Origin of the sequence: Pseudomonas sp. NPDC088890, assembly GCF_044900155.1 — a bacterium.
Taxonomy (GTDB): Bacteria; Pseudomonadota; Gammaproteobacteria; order Pseudomonadales; family Pseudomonadaceae; genus Aquipseudomonas; species Aquipseudomonas urmiensis.
Genome location: NZ_JBJDNG010000004.1, coordinates 89,089 through 108,962, shown reverse-complemented (window position 1 = coordinate 108,962; position 19,874 = coordinate 89,089). Strand labels below are relative to the sequence as shown.

General features: G+C 64.5%; 16 protein-coding genes. 5 read left to right on the top strand and 11 right to left on the bottom strand.

The window, feature by feature from the left end; all coding sequences use genetic code 11:
- Nucleotides 1-402 precede the first annotated feature (402 nt).
- Nucleotides 403-1,227 (top strand): SDR family oxidoreductase, encoded by an 825-nt coding sequence (locus ACI2JX_RS10760; RefSeq protein WP_264236448.1) that lies wholly within the window; start codon nt 403-405, stop codon nt 1,225-1,227.
- A gap of 334 nt (nt 1,228-1,561) precedes the next feature.
- Here the strand turns inward: ACI2JX_RS10760 and ACI2JX_RS10755 are convergent, their stop codons facing one another.
- The 5 genes from ACI2JX_RS10755 to ACI2JX_RS10735 all read right to left on the bottom strand — a co-directional run bounded on the left by ACI2JX_RS10755 (nt 1,562) and on the right by ACI2JX_RS10735 (nt 7,348).
- A complete protein-coding gene (locus tag ACI2JX_RS10755) occupies nt 1,562-2,071 on the bottom strand; it encodes an SDR family NAD(P)-dependent oxidoreductase (protein ID WP_404690065.1) in 510 nt (169 codons plus the stop codon).
- Between the two features lie 58 nt (nt 2,072-2,129).
- Nucleotides 2,130-3,578, bottom strand: a complete 1,449-nt coding sequence (locus ACI2JX_RS10750) for an efflux transporter outer membrane subunit (RefSeq protein ID WP_404690064.1) — start codon at nt 3,576-3,578, stop codon at nt 2,130-2,132.
- The gene (locus ACI2JX_RS10745; RefSeq protein ID WP_404690063.1) at nt 3,575-4,636 is read right to left on the bottom strand and encodes an HlyD family secretion protein; all 1,062 of its coding nucleotides are present in this window, start codon (nt 4,634-4,636) and stop codon (nt 3,575-3,577) included. Before ACI2JX_RS10745 ends, ACI2JX_RS10750 begins: the two co-directional genes overlap by 4 nt.
- Before the next feature lie 29 nt (nt 4,637-4,665).
- Nucleotides 4,666-6,207 (bottom strand): MFS transporter, encoded by a 1,542-nt coding sequence (locus ACI2JX_RS10740; protein ID WP_264236443.1) that lies wholly within the window; start codon nt 6,205-6,207, stop codon nt 4,666-4,668.
- Between the two features lie 232 nt (nt 6,208-6,439).
- Nucleotides 6,440-7,348 (bottom strand): LysR family transcriptional regulator, encoded by a 909-nt coding sequence (locus ACI2JX_RS10735; RefSeq protein ID WP_264236442.1) that lies wholly within the window; start codon nt 7,346-7,348, stop codon nt 6,440-6,442.
- Between the two features lie 263 nt (nt 7,349-7,611).
- Here ACI2JX_RS10735 and ACI2JX_RS10730 point away from each other — a divergent pair, with 263 nt between their 5' ends.
- Nucleotides 7,612-8,058 carry a universal stress protein gene (locus ACI2JX_RS10730; protein WP_264236440.1) on the top strand — a complete coding sequence of 149 codons (447 nt, stop codon included), beginning with the start codon at nt 7,612-7,614 and terminating at the stop codon, nt 8,056-8,058.
- Nucleotides 8,059-8,198: 140 nt separating this feature from the next.
- Here ACI2JX_RS10730 and ACI2JX_RS10725 read toward each other — a convergent pair whose 3' ends face one another.
- The 4 genes from ACI2JX_RS10725 to ACI2JX_RS10710 are packed head-to-tail and all read right to left on the bottom strand — an operon-like array spanning nt 8,199 to nt 12,960.
- Entirely contained in the window at nt 8,199-9,059 is an 861-nt protein-coding gene (locus tag ACI2JX_RS10725; RefSeq protein ID WP_264236439.1) for an HlyD family secretion protein, read from the bottom strand.
- 10 nt (nt 9,060-9,069) lie between these two features.
- Nucleotides 9,070-9,270 (bottom strand): DUF1656 domain-containing protein, encoded by a 201-nt coding sequence (locus ACI2JX_RS10720; RefSeq protein ID WP_186553801.1) that lies wholly within the window; start codon nt 9,268-9,270, stop codon nt 9,070-9,072.
- Nucleotides 9,260-11,437 carry an FUSC family protein gene (locus tag ACI2JX_RS10715; protein WP_404690062.1) on the bottom strand — a complete coding sequence of 726 codons (2,178 nt, stop codon included), beginning with the start codon at nt 11,435-11,437 and terminating at the stop codon, nt 9,260-9,262. The genes ACI2JX_RS10720 and ACI2JX_RS10715 overlap by 11 nt, the downstream gene beginning before the upstream one ends.
- Entirely contained in the window at nt 11,434-12,960 is a 1,527-nt protein-coding gene (locus tag ACI2JX_RS10710) for an efflux transporter outer membrane subunit (protein WP_264236436.1), read from the bottom strand. The genes ACI2JX_RS10715 and ACI2JX_RS10710 overlap by 4 nt, the downstream gene beginning before the upstream one ends.
- Before the next feature lie 182 nt (nt 12,961-13,142).
- Here ACI2JX_RS10710 and ACI2JX_RS10705 point away from each other — a divergent pair, with 182 nt between their 5' ends.
- On the top strand, nt 13,143-14,090 hold the full coding sequence (locus ACI2JX_RS10705) for a LysR family transcriptional regulator (protein ID WP_368972273.1): 948 nt from the start codon (nt 13,143-13,145) through the stop codon (nt 14,088-14,090).
- Nucleotides 14,091-14,306: 216 nt separating this feature from the next.
- On the top strand, nt 14,307-15,281 hold the full coding sequence (locus ACI2JX_RS10700; RefSeq protein WP_404690061.1) for a 2-hydroxyacid dehydrogenase: 975 nt from the start codon (nt 14,307-14,309) through the stop codon (nt 15,279-15,281).
- Between the two features lie 105 nt (nt 15,282-15,386).
- Here ACI2JX_RS10700 and ACI2JX_RS10695 read toward each other — a convergent pair whose 3' ends face one another.
- Nucleotides 15,387-16,289 carry a DMT family transporter gene (locus ACI2JX_RS10695; protein WP_404690060.1) on the bottom strand — a complete coding sequence of 301 codons (903 nt, stop codon included), beginning with the start codon at nt 16,287-16,289 and terminating at the stop codon, nt 15,387-15,389.
- 233 nt (nt 16,290-16,522) lie between these two features.
- Here ACI2JX_RS10695 and ACI2JX_RS10690 point away from each other — a divergent pair, with 233 nt between their 5' ends.
- A complete protein-coding gene (locus ACI2JX_RS10690) occupies nt 16,523-17,398 on the top strand; it encodes a helix-turn-helix domain-containing protein (RefSeq protein WP_368972270.1) in 876 nt (291 codons plus the stop codon).
- Here the strand turns inward: ACI2JX_RS10690 and ACI2JX_RS10685 are convergent.
- Complete coding sequence (locus ACI2JX_RS10685) at nt 17,395-19,797, bottom strand: TonB-dependent siderophore receptor (RefSeq protein ID WP_404690059.1); 2,403 nt, start codon at nt 19,795-19,797, stop codon at nt 17,395-17,397. The genes ACI2JX_RS10690 and ACI2JX_RS10685 overlap by 4 nt on opposite strands.
- Between the last annotated feature and the right edge of the window lie 77 nt (nt 19,798-19,874).

Sequence of the window (19,874 nt, the reverse complement as noted above, 5' to 3'; positions counted from 1 at the left end):
TCGTGCACCTGCATCCACTCTGCGACCCCGATGCCCTGGACGACCTGCTCGATGCCGAACGCCGCGAGCGGCGCAGCGTGATCTTCGTCGGCTCGCACAGTTGCCCGCCGTGCAACAGCCTGCGGCCGGTCTATAAACGCCTGGCGCGCCGCCTGCGGGGCATCACCTTTTACGACTTGAACCTCGACCAGTTCGAAGCCCCCGCCTGGGAGGGCTGGCTAACCGCCGTGTTCAAGGACCTCGACCTACGCTATATCCCCTCGCAGATCCTGCTGCCGGTCAAAGGCTCAGCTCAGGTGGTGCGCGTTGGCCGCGCGGCACCGTTGCGTCAGGCATTGGCAAGGCTGCATGGCCCCGGCTGCGCTATGATCGAACCTTCATCCCTTTTGCGCAGACCCCGCCATGCCCACAGTTCTCATCACCGGCTGCTCCAGCGGCATCGGCCGCGCCCTGGCCAACGCCTTCCGCGATACTGGTCACGAAGTCTGGGCCACGGCCCGCAAGCTCGAGGATGTGCAGCAACTGAGCGCGGCTGGTTTCTGCGCACGACAGCTGGATGTCAATGATGCACACGGCTTGACGCAGTTGGCCGGCGAACTCGAACAGCGCCATGGTGGCCTGGATATCCTGATCAACAACGCCGGCTACGGCGCCATGGGGCCGCTGCTCGATGGCGGGGTCGAGGCGCTGCGTCAGCAGTTCGAGACCAACGTATTCGCCGTGGTCGGCGTGACCCGCGCGCTGTTCTCGCTGCTACGTCGCAACCGCGGCCTGGTGGTGAATATCGGCAGTGTTTCCGGGGTGTTGGTGACGCCGTTTGCCGGCGCCTACTGCGCCTCGAAAGCCGCCGTGCATGCACTCAGTGATGCCCTGCGCCTGGAGCTGGCGCCGTTCGGCATTCGGGTGATGGAGGTACAGCCTGGGGCGATTGCTTCGCAGTTTGCCAGCAATGCCCAGCAGCAGGCCGAGCAGGTATTGGCGGCTGATTCACCGTGGTGGCCGCTGCGCGAACATATCCAGGCACGCGCGCGCGCTTCGCAGGACAAACCCACACCGGCCGCGCAGTTCGCTCAGGGTTTGTTGGCGGCGACACAGAAGTCGCCGACGCCAGCGCTGGTGCGCTTGGGCAATGGCAGCACTGCGCTACCGCTGCTGGCGCGCTTGCTGCCACAGCGGCTGCTCGACAAGGTGCTGCGCAAGCGCTTTGGGTTGTTGCGACCGCTTTGACTGTGCTGGCCTCTTCGCGGGCAAGCCCGCTCCCACAGGTACAGCGTCGGTCTCAGGCTCTACATACCTAGCTCAAACGACTCGGGCCCTGTGGGAGCGGGCTTGCCCGCGAAGAGGCCGGCACAGTCAGCACAAAGGCTGGACGCCGACCACCGCCAGATCAACCACCCTGGTCGCCACCTGCCTCGCCACCCCAGGCACAACCGCATCAACCCTCACCCCAGTGCCGGCCAGGATCTCCCACAGGGTCCGAGTCGTTTGAGGCAGGTGTATTGAGCCTGAGACCGACGCTGTACCTGTGGGAGCGGGCTTGCCCGCGAAGAGGCCGGCACAGTCAGCACAAAGGCTGGACGCCGACCACCGCCAGATCAACCACCCTGTTCGCCACCTGCTCCGCCACCCCGGGCACAACCGCATCAACCCTCACCCCAGTGCCGACCAAGGTCTCGCCCATCCCGCCCACTAGCGTCCCCAACTCGCGCTCAGCGCACAGAAACACCAGCAGCCCCCAGTTACGCGCCACCATACCCTGGACGTAATGGCGTGCCAGGCTGGTGGTGGCTTCGACCACGGCTAAGCCGTTGACCAGGATATCGGTGTGCGGCACGCGCTCGATCAACGTCTGGGTGCCCAGGTCAGTGCTCAGGTCGGCGGCGACGCCGATGAGGCGAGCGGCGGGAAGTGCCTCGCGCACCTGCCTGAACGCTTCATCGACGTGGGCCTGACTGCGGCCGTTAAGCACCACTTCGGCGCCGGCCTGGGCCAAGCCGATCACGATCGCCAAACCCAGCCCGGTGGTCGAGGCCGTGACGATGGCGCGCTTGCCGTTCAGGGGAAGGTGCATCTGCGGCCTCCTCGTTAGTTGGTTGGGGCTTGCTTTGCAACCGCAAAGCGGCCCCGCTTCACACCCTGGGCGGCTCTTGGTCAAACGCCTGCCACCCCCCACCCAACGCTTTGTACAAACCCACCATGGCCTGCGAAACCGCTGCCGAGCTGTCGATCCACTGCTCTTCACTGGCCAGCAACGCCGACTGCACGCTCAGCACATTGAGAAAGTCCACCGCCCCTTCGACGTACTGGCGCTGAGCGGTTTGCAAGGCAATACGGTTCTCCCGCACCGCCTCGGCCAAATGGTCGCGGCGCAGCTGACTGGCGTTATACAAACGCAGCACATCGTCGATCTCGTGCCAGGCAGCGAGCACCACCTTGCGATAGTTCAGCGCCGCTTCCTGTTGCTGGGCCTCGCGCAATTGCAAAGTCCCGGTCAGCCTGCCACCTTCGAAAATCGGCAGCGACAACTGCGGGCCAAAGGCAAACCGGCGTGAGTCCCACGCGCCAAAGTCAGACAGCTGCATGGCCTGGAACCCCATGCTGCCGGACAAGCGAATACTGGGGTAGAAATCCGCCTTGGCCACGCCGATGCTGGCCGTGGCGGCATGCAAGCGCGCTTCGGCCTGGCGGATATCGGGGCGGCGCTCAGCCAGCTCAGACGGCACGCCGATGGCGAATTTCTGCTGCGGCGCCGGCAGCTCGCCGGTCTTCAGCAGCTCGTTCTGCAAACTACGCGGTGGCTCGGCGGCGAGCAGGCTCAGGGCGTTGATCAGGTCATCGCGGCGCGCCTCCAGCGTTGGCAGGCGCGCTTCGATAGAGGCCACCTGGGCCCCGGCCTGGGCCACATCCAAACGGGTGGCAACGCCTTGCGCCTGGCGATCCTGGGATAGCTGCAGGCTGTGCCGGGCAACCTTGAGGTTGTCCTGGGTGACCTCCAGGGTGTGCTGTACGGCGCGCAGCTGAATGTAGTTACCGGCAGTTTCCGAGAGCAACGCCAGCAGCACCCCGCGCCGATCATTCTCGGCCACGGCCACCGTCGCATCGGCGGCTTCCACCTGCCGCCGTACCCGGCCCCACAGGTCTAGCTCCCAGCCTGCGACCAAGTCGCCCTGCCACAGGTTGAACGCCGACTTGCCGGCCTTACCGGACGGGTCGTTGAGGCCTTCGGCGCTATTGCGGGCGCGACTGTAACCGGCATTGACATCCACCGACGGCGCCTGCTCGGCCGCCACGCTGCTACGCAGGGCGCGGCTTTGCAGCAGGCGGGCACTGGCCATCTGCAAGTCGAGGTTGCGCTCGGCGACGCGCTGGATCAGGGCGCTGAGCTGGGCATCGTGAAAGCTGTCCCACCAGCGCAGCTCCAGCGGTTCGGCCACCGGCTGGCTAGCCGCAGCCGGGCCTTGTAGCGCCGCCCAGTCCTGCGGCGCTTGGCTGTCAGGGCGCTGGAAGTCCGGCCCAAGGGTGCAGCCTGCCAGCAGTACGGCAAGCAGCAAGGGGCTCAAGGGCAATAGCGGTTTCATCGGGCAGTCACCTCTTTGCCTGCGAGGGTGTCGCCTTGGGTGTCGATGGTGGCTACCACCGACATCCCCACGCGCAGGCGCTGCAACAGTGGCTGGCCGTCATCGAAGACAATCTTCACCGGGATGCGCTGGACCACCTTGGTGAAGTTGCCGGTGGCGTTATCCGGTTTGACCGCAGCGAAGGTCACGCCCGTGGCTGGGGCGATGCTCTGGACATGGCCCTTGAGGGTTTCGCCAGCGAAGGTGTCAACGCTGATGCTCACCGGCTGCCCGGGTTGCACGTGGGTCAGTTGGGTTTCCTGGAAGTTGCCCACGACATAGGCCTGCTCCAGCGGCACCACCGACAGCAAGCGTGCGCCCGGATTGACGTAGGCGCCGACGCGCAAGGCGCGCTCGCCGACCATGCCGTCGACGGGGGCGGCGATGCGGGTATAGGACAGATCCAGCTCGGCCTTCTCCACCCCGGCTTCGGCCCGCTTGAGCTGGCCATCGGCGCTGGCCACCTGGGCGCTGAGAATGTCCACCTGCTTGCGGGTGGCGACCAATGCCGCCTGGGTGTTGGCCAGGCGCGCACGGGCCTGATCGACCCGGCTGCGCGCTTGCTGGGCATTCTGCACGGTGCCGGCGCCTTGCTCGGCCAGACGGCTGTAGCGATTGACCTCATGCTCGGCGAAGGCCATCTCAGCCTGGGCCGCTTTCACCGCCGCCTCGGCCTGGGCGATCAGTGAGCCTTGGCGATCGAGCGTGGCGCGGGCATCGGCGCTTTGCGCCTTGGCTACCAGCAACTGAGCTTGCGCAGCATCGAGGGCGGCTTGGTAGTCGCGCGCATCGATCGTCGCCAGCAACTGGCCGGCCTTGACCTGCTGGTTGTCCTCGACCAAGACCTCTTTGATGAAACCTGCCACCTTCGGCGCGACCACGGTGTAGTCGGCGATCACGTAGGCATCGTTGGTCCGTTGCTGATGGTCGCTGCCGAGCAGCCACGGGCCAATCAGGCCGGCCAGCACAGCCACGGCCAGCACCGAGCCGATGACGAGAGTCTTGCGATTGTTGGTCATGTTCTGTGTTCTCGAATTCATCCAGGGGTTCAGGCCACCGCACGCGGTGGATAGACCCGAGTGGGCACGAAAGGAATAAGGCAGATGAGGGCCACGGCGATGGCCGCCATGACCAGGTACAGATCGGCCGAGGTCAGCACCAGGGCCTGTTGATGGATGCGTTGCGCAAGGCCTGCGGCGCGATCATCGATCAGCGGCGCATTGCCCAGGCTGTCCACCAGGTGGTTGGAATGAAAATGCCGGCGCAGGGTCCCCAGGGCATCGAGCAGGCCGGTGGCGATCACTGCAGACAAGCCCTTGACGGTGTTGAACCAGGACGAGGCGAACGGCCCTTCCTGCGGCGTCATGCCATTGGTGGAAAGCATCAGCAGCGGCAGCACGGCCATCGGCTGGCCAAACACCTGCAGCAAGTAGAAACCGTAGAAGTTGTCGCGAATCCACTGCGAGGTCAGCAGGCTGCTGCCCACGCACGACAGCGCCAGCATCGCCAGGCCAACCGCCAGCACCCAACGGCAATCCACTGCGCGGATGTTGCACAGCGCAGCAGTCAGCGGCAGGGCCAGCAGTTGCGGCATGGCCACCAGCATCATCAACGGGCTGGTCTGCGCCGGACGATAGCCCTGGATCTGCGCCAGGTACGCCGATGGAATAGTGCCCACACCGGAAAGCACGATCAGCACCCCGGCCAAGGTCACCAGGGCGAAACTGAGGTTGCGCCGCGAGAGCATGCGCAGTTGAAAGAACGGCAGCGGCTCGGACCATTCGTTGTACATGAACAGCACCAACAGCAGCAGGCCGCCCCCGAGCAGCCAGCAGATCAGCGGCGAGTCGAACCAGCCCCAGCGGTCCCCCAGCGACAGGCCGAGGACGATGCAACTGAGCGCCGGTAAACCAAGCACCACCCCGCGCCAGTCGAACTGCTTGAAGCGCTCCAGGCGCAGCGGGTCTTGCGGCAGGCCCCAGCCGACGCAGGCCATTGCCAGCAGGGAAGGCAGGATGATCTGCCAGAACGCCCACTGCCAGCCGACGTATTCGGTCCACAAACCCGCCAGCGGCGTGCCAAGGTTAGGGCCAAAGGTGGCAGTCAGGGCGTAGCAGGCCAGGCCATAGACCTTGATGCCTGGCGGCAGGAAGCGCAGCGCCACACTCATCAGCATTGGCGGCAAGGCGCCCGAGGCCAGGCCTTGGAGAACGCGCAGCAGCATCAGGCTGTGCAGGTTGGGTGCATAGGGTTGCAGCAAGCCGAGCACGGCGAACAGGCCGATGGCAGTCAGGGTGAAGCGGCGTAGCGAGAAGGTCGTGGCCAGCCAGGGTGAAAACGCCATGGCCGACACCGAAGCAGCGGCGTACACCGCCAACAGCCACGCGCCCTCGTCGGCGCCGATGCCCATGGCGCCGCGGATATCGGCCAAGGAAATCTTCGTCACCGCTTCGTTGAGACCCGCGCAGAGCACTGCCAGCAGTACGCCAAACAAGCCGACCACCACCCGCAGGCCGAACGCCGTTTGCGCAGGCGCAGCTGGCGCCGGGGCGGCAGCGAGCGCGGCGGTAGGCGCGGTCAAAGAACTCATGGACGGACATCTCCAGCAACATAATTGGGGCTGGAGCAAGTCTAAGAAGGTCGAATGCTTACGAAAACTGACTTATCGGCAGTTTTAAGTTGCGTCAGGCGCAATCCGCTTTAACCGCGTCGCCTGCTTCGCGGGCAAGCCCGCTCCCACAGGGATGGGTGTGTACTCACTGTTTGTGTCCGGCGCGCTCAGTGTGGGAGCGGGCTTGCCCGCGAAGAAGACACCGCCGATGTCACGGATCGACACTGCAACAAGCTTTCAAGGTCTGGCGCAACCAGCGGTGCGCCGGATCGCTGTGAAAACGCGGGTGCCACGCCTGCATCACATTGACCCGTTCCAGCGGCACCGGGATCTCGAACGAACGCAGCGGCAGCCCGAGCTTGGTAACGCTGTTGAGGATATTGGCCGGCATCGGCAGGATCAGGTCCGAATCGGGCAGCGAGAACAGCGCCGAGTGAAAACTTGGGGTAATCAGCGCCACCCGCCGCTGCACCTTGAAGTTGGCCAGCTCGACATCGATCGGGCCATTGGCCCGGCCGCGCCGCGACACGCTGATCTGTGGATAAGCGGCAAAGCGCGCCGGGGTGATCTGGGCATCGAAGATCGGATGATCGCGGCGCGCCAAGCCAACATAAAAGGTATGGAACAAGCTCTGCACCTTGATCTCTGGCGCCAGGTCGATGCTTGAGCTGATCACCAGGTCAGTACGGCCGTCACGCAGCACGCTGTCATCATCACCGCCTGGGCTCTCCGGCACAAAGCGCAGCACCGTGCGCGGTGCCTGTTCGTGCATCATGCGCAACAGCTGGGCGCCATACAGGGCGATGAACAGGTCGTTGGTGCGGATGTTGAAGGCCCGATCCAGGTTGAGCAGGTCGACGTCTTCGGCGCTGCGAAACACCTGCCCGGCCTGCTCGACCAGCAGGCTGACCTGCTCGCGCAGGGCCAGGGCGCGTGGCGTGGGGACCAGGCCGCGACCCGCACGCACCAGAATCGGATCGCCCAGTGCATCGCGGATGCGCCCCAGCGTACGGCTCATGGCTGCCGGGCTCAGGTTCATGCGCTGGGCTGCGCCAACCACGCTACCTTCATCGAGCAGGGCGTCGAGGGCGACGAGCAGGTTCATGTCCGGGAGTTGCATGGCCGTGGTCCGTGGCGGCTGGGGGAAGCGCGATGTTAACAGGTCGCCGATTGCGCCAGACGCAACGGCGCCGTGCGTGGGGGGCTATTTATCCTGATCGGTGGATCGGCTCAGAATGCTGTAGAGACTTTGCCGGCCTCATCGCGGGGCAAGCCCGCTCCCACACAGTTCTCGGTGTTAGAGAAATTGCGTGGGAGCGGGCTTGCCCCGCGATGAGGCCGGCAGTTGCTGCATCATTTCCTGCCCCAGACCGAGGAGCCTGCATGCCCCGCCCCGTCTTGATCGCCATCGACGCCTCCCCCGCTGCCAGCGCCCTGCTTAACCTGGCGCTACGCTACTGCCGCCCGGACGAGCAGCAACTGCACGTGCTGATGGCCATCGACGCAAGCTTTGCCGTGCACGACAAACCCCTTCCCTTCAGCGCAGGCGAGCTGGAGGAATACCCCGCCGCCTGCGAAGAACAGCAACTGGCCGAGCAGGCCGTGTCCGATGCGCTGACAACCCTGCGCAACGCCGGTTTCAATGCGCAGGGCTGCATGATCGCTGCTGATCCGGTCGAGGCCATCGTCGACAAGGCCAAGGCGCTGGACTGCGAACTGATCATCATAGGCCACCGCCACCTGTCGCGGCTGGGCCGGCTGCTGGACCCGTCGATCAGCGCCAAGGTGATCGATCGGGTGCAGATTCCGGTGTTGGTGGGGGCTGCGTAACCTGGGTGGATTGACTGACGCCATCGCGGGGCAAGCCCGCTCCCACGCAATTTCTCAACACCGAGAACTGCGTGGGAGCAGGCTACGTGGGAGCGGGCTTGCCCCGCGATGGCGCCAAAAGGCTCACTGCCAGTGCTGGATCAACCCTCGCCAGGCTTGACCACCACGGTACAGGTGGTTCCCGCCGCCAACATAAAACCGTCCGGCACTTCATCGATGTGAATCCGCACCGGCACCCGCTGGGCCAAGCGCACCCAGTTGAAGGTCGGGTTCACATCGGCAATCAATTCGCGGCTCTGCGGGTTGTCGCGGTCATAGATACCGCGAGCAATGCTCTCCACATGGCCCTTGATCCGCTCGCCACTCATCATCTGCAGCTCGGCCTGATCGCCCACCTTCACATGCGGCAACTTGGTCTCTTCAAAGAACCCATACACCCAGAACGAGTTCTCATCGACCACCGCCATCACCGGCTCGCCGGTACGCGCATAGTCGCCGCGATGAATATTCAGGTTGGTCACGTAACCGTCGACGGTGGCCACGATGCGCGTACGCTTGAGGTTGAGTTCGGCTGCCGCCAATTGCGCCTGGGCCTGCTGGTAATCGGCCAGGGCGGAGCTTGCGATGTTGCTGGCGTCGTCGCGGTTTTCCTTGGAGATCACCAGGTTGTCCATATCGGCGCGGCGCTTGGCGTTGACCTTGCGCATCTCCCAGGTGGCCTTGCGCGAAGCGACCAGGGCCTTGGCCTGATCGACCGCGACCTGGTAGTGCTCGGGGTCGATCTGGATCAGCACATCGCCCTTCTTCACCCGCTGGTTATCGCGCACCGGCACGTCGGTGACATAGCCCGGCACGTCGGCGGCGACGTTGATGATGTCGGCGCGTACGCGACCGTCGCGGGTCCACGGGGTGGTCATGTAGTGCAGCCACAACTGGCGGCCGATGGCCACGGCGGCGACCAGCACCAGCAGGGTGGCAATCAGGCTGAAGAACTTTTTCATCGAAGGATTCTCACCAGTAGACAGACAGCGCCATGGCGCCGAAAAGGCAGATGAACAGGCACAGGCGCAGCAGCGCCGGGTGCCAGAAGAAGCGGTAGCCGTCAACGCTTGCGATGAAGCGGTCCAGGCCCCAGGCCAGGCCTGCGGCGAACAGGAACATCAAGGTCATGGTGGGCATGTACACGCCATGGAAGGCGATCTCACGGGGCATGGTGCAATCCTTTCGCCGGGGCCAACGGCGACTGTGGGTCGAGCAGGGAAGTACGGATGAAGTGCAGGTAGCTTTGCGAGCGGCGCAGCACCGAGGTGTCGAAGTGGCGGGCGAACGGCTCGTCGGTGGCTTGCACGCGACTGATCGCATGATCCACCGCGACCAGCGCGCGCTCGTGGTTGCTGGCGTTGGGTTGCAGGAACAAGCGCGCCAGCGCCCGGCCCATCACCCGGATCGCCTGGCGCCAGGGCTGCGACTCGGCATAGGCCGGGTGCACCGGGGCGCGGTCCTGCTCCTTGCGCAGCTCGATGATGGCGTGGCCGACTTCCAGCACCACGAACATCCAGCGCATCAGTTCGCTCTGCACCTGCGGCTTGCCAGCGGCCAGGCCGTAGGCTTGGTGCAGCAAGTCGCGGGTGCGGCTTTCGAATGCCGAGCCCAGCCCGCGCAGGCGCCCGCCGATGGCGAACAGCACCTGCTCACGCAGGTCGCGCTGCAAACGGCTCCACAGCCAGCGGCTGTTGGGCGGCAGGATGATCGCCCCGGCGGCAGCGCAAACCAGCATGCCGATGACCATGCCGATGTAGTCGTTGATGAAGGTGTAGGGGTTATACACGGTGAGGTTGTTCGGCACCGAGCCGATGGCGAAGAACACCAGCAAGCCAATCCCGTAGCCGGCGTAGGCCGGGCGCGAGGAGAGGAACGCGCCGAGCACGAATACCGGCGCCAGGACCATGCACAACAGCGGGAAGCCATCGATCCAGGGGAAGACGAAGAAGGTTTCGAAGAAACCGATAAAGGCGCCGATCAGCGTGCCACAGGCCATCTGGAACGACATGCGCTTGGGGTTGGGCGAAGCCGCCGACAGGCCCACAGTGACCGTGGCGATCAGGGTCATCATCGCCCCGCTCGGCCAGTCGCTGATCAGCCAGTAGCTGCCCAGCAACAGCAGCACCGCCGAAGCGCGTACCCCGGCAGCCAGCGACACCAGCCAGTTGGTCTGCGACACATAGGGCTCGTCCCACTGCTCGCGCTGGTGGTTGTGCGCAGACAGCGAAGCGTGGGTCTCAGCGTAGCTGAACATCTCGTCGACGAAGCGGTACAGCAGCTCGAAAGCGGTGTGGAAGTCGAGCAGGTCGGCTTCGCTGGGGTTGGTCTCCAGGTACTCGGCGCGCAAGGTGCGCACCTGGGCTTGCAGGCCCTCCTTGTAGGCGGCCAGCTCCAGGGTCAGGCGCAGCGCATCGGCATCGGTCAGGGCCCGGCCGACGTAGGGTTCGAGCAACTCTGCGAGGGTCGCAAGCCCCGGTTCGATAGCGCCGACGATCTGCAATGGCCCGCGTGCGCGCAAGCGTTCGAGCAAACGGTGCAGGGCATTGAAGCGGGTGGTGATGGCCATGAACTCGCTGTTCATGCGCACCAGGCGACCGCTGCGCCGACGCATGTGCGGGTCTTCGAAGGCGGTGACGTTACGCAGGCTTTCCAGGCCCACGGCCTCGGCGATGAAGCGCACGTTGCTGGTTTCGAAACGATCACGCTGGCTGTCGCCCCGTAGCGCCTCGACCACCACCCCTGCGAAGATGCCGAAGCGCTGGTACAGGGCGTTGCGCATGGCAGCGCTGGCCGACTGCGGCAGGATCGCGGCGCTGACCATGGTCGACACCAGAATCCCCAAGGAGATCTCCAGTACCCGCCACACGGCGGCCATGAAGGCTTGGTCAGGGTGCTCCAGCACCGGCAGGCCGATCATCGCCGCGGTGTAGCCAGCGAGCACGAAGCCGTAGGCGCGGAAGGTCCGGTAGCGCATGGCGCCTGCCGAGCACAGGCCCACCCAGAGGGCCAGGCTGGGCAGGAACAGCTCGGTGTTCTGCGGGAAAAGCGCAATCAGCGCGACCATCATCGCTGAACCAGCCAAGGTGCCGAGCACCCGGTAGAAACTCTTGGCGAACACATGCCCGCTCTGCGGCTGCATGACGATGAACACGGTGATCATCGCCGTGCGCGGCTGCGGCAGTTCCAGGCGCATGGCCAGCCACAGGGTGATGAAGGCTGCGGCCAGCACCTTGAAGATGTAGACCCAGGTCACCCCGTCGGTACGCGCCCAGGCGAAGAAGCCCCGGCGCCACTCCAGGCTTTGCAGCCAGCGCACGGGCAAGCTCGATGTGCTCATTGGCTGTGGTCCGGCTTGTCGAAGATGGCCAGGGTGGCTGGGGTTTTCGGCGCCGCCTGGCGCTGTTCGGCAGGTGCATCCTGGCCCGCTTGCAGACCACCACCTAACGCTGTGACCAGCTCGGCATGGGCGGTCAGGCGCGCGGCCTGGACCTGCTGCTGCACTTGCTGCTGGCGGAACAACAAGGTCTGCGCATTGAGCACGTTGAGGTAGTCGGTCAGGCCGCGCTGGAAGGCGACCAGGGCAATGTCGTAGGTTTTCTGCGCGGCGGCCACCGACGCTTGGGCAAAGTGCGCCTGCTCTTTCATCGACTCGCGGCGAATCAATTGATCGGAGATGTTCTTCAGCGCGCCGATCACGGTCTGGTTGTAACGCGCCACGGCGACGTCATACCCCGCCGAGGCCACGCCCAACTGCGAGCGCAGGCGGCCACCATCGAAGATCGGCAAGCTGATGGCCGGACCGACGTTGTAGTTGAACTTGCGCCCGGTGAGAAACTCCAGCGCGCCACCCCCGGTGGCCATGAAGCCCAAGCTGCCGACCAGGTCGACGTTGGGGAAGAAGCCTGCGTGTGCGACGTCGATACCCCGCGCCTGCGCCGCGACCTGCCAGCGGCTGGCGACCACGTCGGGGCGCTGGCCGACCAATTCGGCGGGCAATGCCGAAGGCAAGCTCAGCGCTGCGCCAAGGGTCAGGCTCGGACGCTGGAGCTGCGCGCCCTCCCCCGGCCCCTTGCCGGCCAGGGCCGCCAGCTGGTTACGCGCCAGGGCGATTTCTTCATTGAGGGCATCGAGCTGGCGATGGGTCTCGGGCAGCGGCGCTTCGGCCTGGCTGACCTCGAAATGAGTACCGATGCCGCCCTCCAGGCGACGCTTGGCCAGGCCCAGGATCTGCTCCTGCTGTTCGAGCTCGGACTTGACGATGTCGCGCTGGGCAAAGTGCAGGGCCAGCTGGATGTAGACCTTGACCAGGTTGTTTTCCAGCTCCAGCTGAGCCTGGCGCGCTTCGGCCACGCTCATGTGGGCCAGGTCGACCGCCTGCTCGCTGGCGTTGCGCTCGCGCCCCCACAGGTCGAGGGCATAGCTCAGGCCAAGGGCGGCATTATTGTCCCAGGTGTTGGCACCCGACAACGCGCCGGGGCCGTAGAACTGATCCTCTGGCCAGTTATGCCGCTTGAGGCTGGCCTGGCCGTTACCCTGGAGTTTCTCCGCCGATTCGACCACCCCGGCCATGGCCTTGGCTTCGCGTACTCGCGCTACGGCCATCGCCAGGCTCGGGCTGCCGGCCAGGGCCAGGGCTACCCAACGGTCGAGCTGGGCATCGCCATAGGCGCGCCACCACTGCTGGTCGGGCCAGCGGGCATCGCGGGCGGCCTCGCTGATGGCGTGGTCGGTGGCTAGGGTATTGGCTTGCAGCGTCTTGCTTTGCGGGGCGATACCCCAGGTTCCGATACAGCCAGACAAGGACAGGCTAAGGGCACAGGCACTGAGCGCATTCAGCGCTCTGATGATGCGACGCGGCACAGCTGCGATTTCCCGAGGAAAGAAGTGGATGAGGCCGGGCAATTCTAGGGGGCCGTCGCACTGGCGATAAGCGCATAATCCTGCGAATCTTTGTTACCAAAACAGCGATAATCCGGCTTTGGTCGAAGGAACAAATCTGTAACTTCGTGTCACAATTTCGGCCTCTACCTAGAGAGTGACCCATGGACACCCTGCAAAACATGCGTGCTTTCAGTTGCGTGGCCCAGCTCGGCAGCTTCACCGCTGCCGCAGTGCAACTGGACACCACCACCGCGAACGTGTCGCGGGCGGTCTCCAATCTGGAAGCCCATCTGCAAACTCGGCTGCTCAACCGCACCACCCGGCGCATCGCCTTGACCGAGGCGGGCAAGCGCTACCTGATGCGCTGCGAGCAAATCCTTACCTACGTGGAAGAAGCCGAAGCCGAAGCCAGCGATGCCCACGCCCGCCCTGCCGGGCAGTTGAAGGTGCATTCGATGACCGGCGTCGGCCAGCATTTCGTCGTCGATGCAATCGCCCGCTACCGCGAGTCGCATCCAGACGTAACCTTCGACCTGACCATGGCCAACCGCGTGCCCGATCTGCTCGACGAGGGTTACGACGTATCCATCGTGCTGGCTACCGAGCTGCCTGACTCAGGTTTTGTCTCGCAGCGCCTGGGGATCACCTACAGCATCGTCTGTGCCTCGCCCGAGTACGTCGCCAAGCATGGCATTGCGCAAAAGCCAATCGACCTGCTCAAGCACGCTTGCCTGCGCATGGTCAGCCCGGTGATTCCGCTGGAGAAATGGCTGTTCGACGGGCCGGAGGGCCAGGAGGTGGTCAACATCACCAGCTCGCCGTTCCAGGTCAACTCGGCCGATGCGATGAAGACCGCGATCCGCAGTGGCATGGGGGTGGGCGTGTTGCCGATCTATTCGGCCATCGATGGCCTGCGTGACGGCAGCATCGTGCGGGTGATGCCCGATTACCGCTTGCAGGAGCTTAACCTGTACGCGATTTATCCGTCGCGTCAGTACCTGGATGCCAAGATCAAGACCTGGGTCGAATACCTGCGTAACTCGTTGCCGGAGATTCTTGCCGCGCACGAGGCGGACTTGAAAACCCACGAGTTACTGGTCGCCAATTGAAAAACCTGCTGCACGGCGGTGAAGGACAATGGTAGGTTGCTATCCATTAATCCGCGCCAGCCAGGATTGGGAGGGCTCTGCCCTCCTTCGCGGGCAAGCCCGCTCCCACAGGGTTTTATGCAGTCCCTGTGGGAGCGGGCTTGCCCGCGAAGGGCCACATAGTGGCCCCGTTCCTGGCCTTGGCATTCATGCCCCGCCTTGCAGAGAAGTAGCCCGATGAAAAAGACCGTCCTGGCCTTCAGCCGCATCACCCCGGCCATGGCCGAGCGCCTGCAGCACGACTTCAACGTGATCCTGCCCAACCCCAAGCTCGGCGACATCAATGCCCAGTTCAACGAAGCCCTGCCCGAGGCCCACGGCCTGATCGGCGTCGGCCGCAAGCTTGGTCGGGCCCAGCTCGAAGGCGCAGCCAAGCTGGAAGTGGTGTCGAGTGTGTCGGTCGGCTACGACAACTACGACCTGGACTACTTCAACGAGCGCGGCATCGCCCTGACCAACACCCCCGACGTGCTCACCGAAAGCACTGCCGACCTGGGTTTCTCGCTGATCATGGGCTGTGCCCGTCGCACCGCTGAACTGGACGCCTGGACCAAGGCCGGCCAGTGGCAGGCCACTGTGGGCCCAGACCGTTTCGGCAGCGATGTGCACGGCAAGACGCTGGGCATCATCGGCCTGGGCAATATCGGTGCCGCCGTCGCCCGGCGTGGCCGCTTTGGTTTCAACATGTCGATCCTGTATGCCGGCAACAGCCGCAAGCAGGCGCTGGAACAGGAACTCGGCGCGCAGTACCGCAGCCTCGATCAGCTGTTGGCCGAAGCGGATTTCGTCTGCGTGGTGGTGCCGCTGTCTGATGCTACCCGCAAGCTGATCGGCGCTCGCGAACTGCAGCTGATGAAGCCCAGCGCATTCCTGATCAACATCGCCCGCGGGCCGGTGGTAGATGAGGCGGCGCTGATCGAGGCGTTGCAGGCCGGCACCATTCGCGGCGCCGGGCTGGATGTGTACGAGAAAGAGCCGCTGACCGATTCGCCGCTGTTCAAGCTGCCCAATGCCTTGACCCTGCCGCATATTGGCTCGGCCACTGCCGAGACCCGTGAAGCGATGGCCAACCGGGCGCTGGACAACCTGCGTGCGGCACTGCTCGGTGAGCGGCCGCGGGATCTGGTCAATCCGCAGGTGTGGAAGCACTGACAGTTAGGGGTTGGCTGCACTGGCCTCTTCGCGGGCAAGCCCGCTCCCACAGGGATTGCATAGAATCCTGTGGGAGCGGGCTTGCCCGCGAAGAGGCCAGTACAGTCAACGAGCAACTACAGCCCCTTGCACTACTTTGACCTTCGGCTTACGAAACACCAACACGTTCCCCGCCATCACCGCCACCAGCCCCAACAGCGCTGGCGCCGTCCATTGATAGCCCTCGGCAACCGCCGACACGTTCAGCGCCACCAACGGGAACAGCACCGTGCAATAGGCCGCGCGCTCCGGCCCCATGCGCCCGACCAGGGTCAGGTACGCGGTAAAGCCGATCACCGAGCCCGGGATCACCAGGTACAGCAACGAACCGATATAGCGCATGTTCCATTCCATGGCGAATGGCACCCCACTGAGCAGGCAATACACCGCCAACATCGCCGCGCCGTAGACCATGCCCCAGGCGTTGGTGGTCATCGGCTTGAGCCCGGCTTTTTGCTGCATGCTCGAAAGCATGTTGCCGGCCGAGAAACACAGCGTGCCGAGCAGCGCCAGGCCCAGGCCGTAGAGGGTTTCGCGGCTGGCAGCGTGGCTGGACAGTTCCGGCCAGAACAATAAGCCCAGCCCGAGCAAGCCCATCGCCCCACCGGCCAAAACATTGCTGGCGATCCGTTGGCCGAACAACACCCGCGCATTGAGCGCATTCCACAGGGTCGCGGTGGAGAACACCACGGCGATCAGGCCGCTGGCGATCCATTGGCTGGCAGTCAGGAAGCACATGAAGTTGACGCAGAACAGGCACAGGCCCTGGGCCAGGCAGATCAGGTGGCCGCGGCGGTTCATCGGTTGCAGGCGGCGGGTCAGCAGGAGGATGGCGAACAGGATCAGCCCGGCCAGGGCGAAGCGGTAGACGATCGAAACGGGGATGGCGACTACCCCTAGTTGCAGCTTGAGGGCGATCCAGGTGGTGCCCCAGATGAGCACGGTGAGCAGGTAGAGCGACAGGTTCATGGCTGGATACTCTGACAAGGCTTAGGCCCCCATCGCGGGGCAAGCCCGCTCCCACGCAGATATCCAGTGCTGGATAGGCAGCGTGGGAGCGGGCTTGCCCCGCGATGGGCATCACATGGAGCCAGTGTCGAGCCTCAGATGACCGGTGCGCTTGCACAATCTTGCGCTTTTCCATCGGCAACGGCTGTCATCTTCGTGCGGGCTCAGTAGGATGGCACTCAGAGGAATCGCCCATGCCGCCACTGACCCAGCTGCAAGTCTTCAACGCCATGCACGCCTCGCCCAACGCTCGCCTGGAACACAGCGCGCAACTGGGCGAGGGGCTGGCCGCTGCGTTATGGAGCAACCGCGACGATGCCCGTGATTACCAGGCGCCCAGCCATCACACCTTGTCCTGCTACATCGCCGACGGCACCGGCACATTCCGCCGCCAGCGCCCGTCCGACAAAGGCGCCCCCGACAAGCTGTGCATCATGCCCGCCGGCCATGAATCGAACTGGGTGGTCAACGGCGCCATTCGCCTGGCGCACCTGTACATCAGCGAGGAGCAGTTCGCCCTCGGCTGTATTCGCCTGCTCGATCGTGAGCCGCGCGAGATGCAGCTACAAGAAGCGACCTTCCTTGAAGATGCGCAGCAGGCCCGGCGGTTTCGCCACCTGATCAGCTTGAACTGGGACGAGCCCGGCGAGCGCTTGCTGGCCAGCAGCCTGGCCCACGATATCGTCGACCACGCGGTGCTCAGCCAGGCCGGTCTACGCCAAGGCCTGCGCCTGAAGGGCGGCCTGGCACCGAGCCTGCGCCGGCAACTGGTCGAGTACATCGAAGCGCACCTGGATCAACCGATCACCCTGGCGGACCTGGCGCTGCGCTGCAACCTTTCCGAATACCACTTTGCCCGGATGTTTCGTGCAAGCTTCAGCCTGCCGCCGCACCAATACCTGCTGGCGCGGCGTCTGCAGCGGGCCTGCCAACTGCTGCGCCTAGGCGATCTGGCACTGGTGCAGATCGCCCTGCTGTGTGGTTTTGCCAGCGCCAGCCACTTCAGCAACCGCTTTCGCCAGGCGCTCGGCGCGACCCCTGGCGAGTATCGTGCAGCGTTCGCCCATTAGAACTCGAAGGTGCTCGACAGGCTGACTTGACGTGCATCGCCGAGGGCGACGAAGTAACGATTGACTGCCGAGGTGTAGTACACCTTGTCGAACAGGTTCTTCACGTTCAGTTGCAAGCGCACCTTGTGCTCATCCAATTGGGTTTCGTAACTGGCGAAAGCATCGGCGACGGTATAGGCCGGCAGGTCGAAATCGTTGCTCGCGTTGCCTGCGCGCTCGCCCACATAGCGAGCGCCCGCCCCCAGCCGCAGGCGGTCGCCACCGAACAGGCTGCCGTAGTCGTACACCGCCGACAGCGAGCCGCTGTGACGGGCGACGTTCTGCAGGCGCTTGCCCTTCAGTTCAGGGTCCTTGGTCACTTCGGCGTCGGTGAAGGCGTAGCTGCCGATCAAGCTCCAGCGCTCGCTGAGCTGGCCGGTCAGGTCCAATTCCACACCTTGTGAACGCACTTCGCCTGCGTTGCTGTAGATGATCGTGCCGGGGTTACTGTCGCCGTCGGCGACCAGCACGTTGCGCTTGGTGATATCGAACAAGGCCAGATTGCCGGTGAGCTGGCCGGGGATGTCGAGCTTGGCGCCCAGCTCCCAGGACTTGCCCTCTTCAGGTGCAATACCGCCATCGAGCAGCAAGGTCTGGCCGCCGCCGATGCTCAGCGGAGCGATGCTCGAATTGGGCTTGAACGACTCGCTGTAGCTGCCATACAACGACAGCTGCTCATCGACCTTGTACACCACACCCGCATTCGGTACCCAGGTCTGGCCACGGTTGTCGGTGTTGGCCTTGAACGGGCGGCCGCGTCCGGCGTATTGGTCGTACTGCTGAAAACGCCCACCGGCCACCAGGATCCAGTGCTCATCCAGGTGCAGCGCATCCTGGATAAACAGCGAGTCCGTGCGCAACTTGTCGGTCTGGTCGCTGTCGCTGGCACGCACGTTGCTGCCTTCCTGTTGCTGACCGTACAGCGGATTCTCATAGCTGAAGGTCGAGCTTGGGGTCTGGCGGATCAGGTCGCCACGAAACACCTTGCGGTCCTCGTGATCGACGCCCACCAGCAGATCATGGCGCATGCCCGCCACCACCACGTTGCCGTTCAAGCTGAAGGTGGCGAACTGATCGCGACTCATGGCGTTGTGCGTGCCGTCGATGCTGCGCGTCAACGTGCCCTTGGCTTCGTTGACGGCGGTTACCCGGACTTGGCTGGCATCGTAGGTTTCGCGGTTGAAGCTGTAGCCAAAATGCGCTTTCCAGTCATCGCTCAGCTGATGATCGACCTCCAGGCGGTACAGGTCCGAGCGGCCTTCCATGTCGTTGAAGGGCTCATCCAGACGGCGCGTGGCAGGAATGTTCAGCGGATGCCCGTCGCTGCCAAAAGCGGTGCCGCGGTCGAACGGATAGAGAAACTCGCGGTGCTCGTAGGCCAGCACCACTTGCGTGTCCTCGCCCAACCAGGCCAGCGACGGCGCCACCAGGGATTCGCGGTGTACGCCGTAGTTGCGCCAGTAGTCTTCGTCTTCATGATCAACGATCAAGCGGTAGGCCAGTGGGCTATCGCCCAACGCGCCGGTGCTGTCCAGGCCACCGCCACTACCGTTCTTGCCGCTGCCGTAGGTCGAGCCGCGCAGGGTCAAGGCGTTGTACTGCTCAAGTTGCGGGCGCTTGCTGACTACGTTGATCACCCCGCCCGGGTCCTGGATGCCATACAGCAACGATGCCGGCCCCTTGAGCACTTCGACCCGCTCGGTGCTGGCATTGAGGCTGCGGCCCTGCACCAACGGCATGCCGTCGCGCATGATCGAGCCGTCGCGATTGTCACCAAAACCGCGCTTCATCACCGTGTCGGAAGTGCCACCGAAGTTGTTGCCCTGGGTAATGCCGCTGACATTGGCCAGGGCGTCGTCGAGGTTGCGCGGGGCCTGGTCGCGGATGACCTGGGCCGGGACCACGTTGATCGCCTGGGGAATGTCCTGGATCGGCCCCTGGCCGCGCATGATCGAGGCGCTGGCCGGCGGCTGGTAGCTGTAGTCGTCCATCTGCGAATTGACGTTGGTTGCCTCAAGGTTCAGCGCGCCGGCGCTGTCGGTCAATTCCAGGGTCAGGGTACGTGCGTCGAGCCGGCGCCAGCTTAGGCCAGCGTTGCCGAGCAACTGCTGCAAGGCTTGCTCGGCAGTGAGCGAGCCGTTCAGCGCTGGCGCTTGCAGGTCGGGCAGTTCGAGGGTGTAGACCACACTCTGGCCGGTGGTGCGGCTGAACGCGTTGAGGGCTGCGGCCAGCGGCTGGCTGGGCTGGGCGAAGGCATACAGCTGGGTCTGCTGGGCAGCGCTGGCAGCCGGCACCACGCCGACGGCGGACAGGGTGCTAAGACCGAGCCAGAGGGACACGCAACGCGGGGAGAACTTCATGGACGCTGACCTGTGAGAGGGTGATTACTTGCGAATGAATCGCACTTCCACTCACTACACGGATGCCACGCCCTGGT

Bases quoted from the DNA above. Each gene is read 5' to 3' on its own strand.
- ACI2JX_RS10760 (WP_264236448.1), top strand. From the start codon at position 403: ATGCCCACAGTTCTCATCACCGGCTGCTCCAGCGGCATCGGCCGCGCC.
- ACI2JX_RS10755 (WP_404690065.1), bottom strand. From the start codon at position 2,071: ATGCACCTTCCCCTGAACGGCAAGCGCGCCATCGTCACGGCCTCGACC.
- ACI2JX_RS10750 (WP_404690064.1), bottom strand. From the start codon at position 3,578: ATGAAACCGCTATTGCCCTTGAGCCCCTTGCTGCTTGCCGTACTGCTG.
- ACI2JX_RS10745 (WP_404690063.1), bottom strand. From the start codon at position 4,636: ATGACCAACAATCGCAAGACTCTCGTCATCGGCTCGGTGCTGGCCGTG.
- ACI2JX_RS10740 (WP_264236443.1), bottom strand. From the start codon at position 6,207: ATGAGTTCTTTGACCGCGCCTACCGCCGCGCTCGCTGCCGCCCCGGCG.
- ACI2JX_RS10735 (WP_264236442.1), bottom strand. From the start codon at position 7,348: ATGCAACTCCCGGACATGAACCTGCTCGTCGCCCTCGACGCCCTGCTC.
- ACI2JX_RS10730 (WP_264236440.1), top strand. From the start codon at position 7,612: ATGCCCCGCCCCGTCTTGATCGCCATCGACGCCTCCCCCGCTGCCAGC.
- ACI2JX_RS10725 (WP_264236439.1), bottom strand. From the start codon at position 9,059: ATGAAAAAGTTCTTCAGCCTGATTGCCACCCTGCTGGTGCTGGTCGCC.
- ACI2JX_RS10720 (WP_186553801.1), bottom strand. From the start codon at position 9,270: ATGCCCCGTGAGATCGCCTTCCATGGCGTGTACATGCCCACCATGACC.
- ACI2JX_RS10715 (WP_404690062.1), bottom strand. From the start codon at position 11,437: ATGAGCACATCGAGCTTGCCCGTGCGCTGGCTGCAAAGCCTGGAGTGG.
- ACI2JX_RS10705 (WP_368972273.1), top strand. From the start codon at position 13,143: ATGGACACCCTGCAAAACATGCGTGCTTTCAGTTGCGTGGCCCAGCTC.
- ACI2JX_RS10700 (WP_404690061.1), top strand. From the start codon at position 14,307: ATGAAAAAGACCGTCCTGGCCTTCAGCCGCATCACCCCGGCCATGGCC.
- ACI2JX_RS10695 (WP_404690060.1), bottom strand. From the start codon at position 16,289: ATGAACCTGTCGCTCTACCTGCTCACCGTGCTCATCTGGGGCACCACC.
- ACI2JX_RS10690 (WP_368972270.1), top strand. From the start codon at position 16,523: ATGCCGCCACTGACCCAGCTGCAAGTCTTCAACGCCATGCACGCCTCG.
- ACI2JX_RS10685 (WP_404690059.1), bottom strand. From the start codon at position 19,797: ATGAAGTTCTCCCCGCGTTGCGTGTCCCTCTGGCTCGGTCTTAGCACC.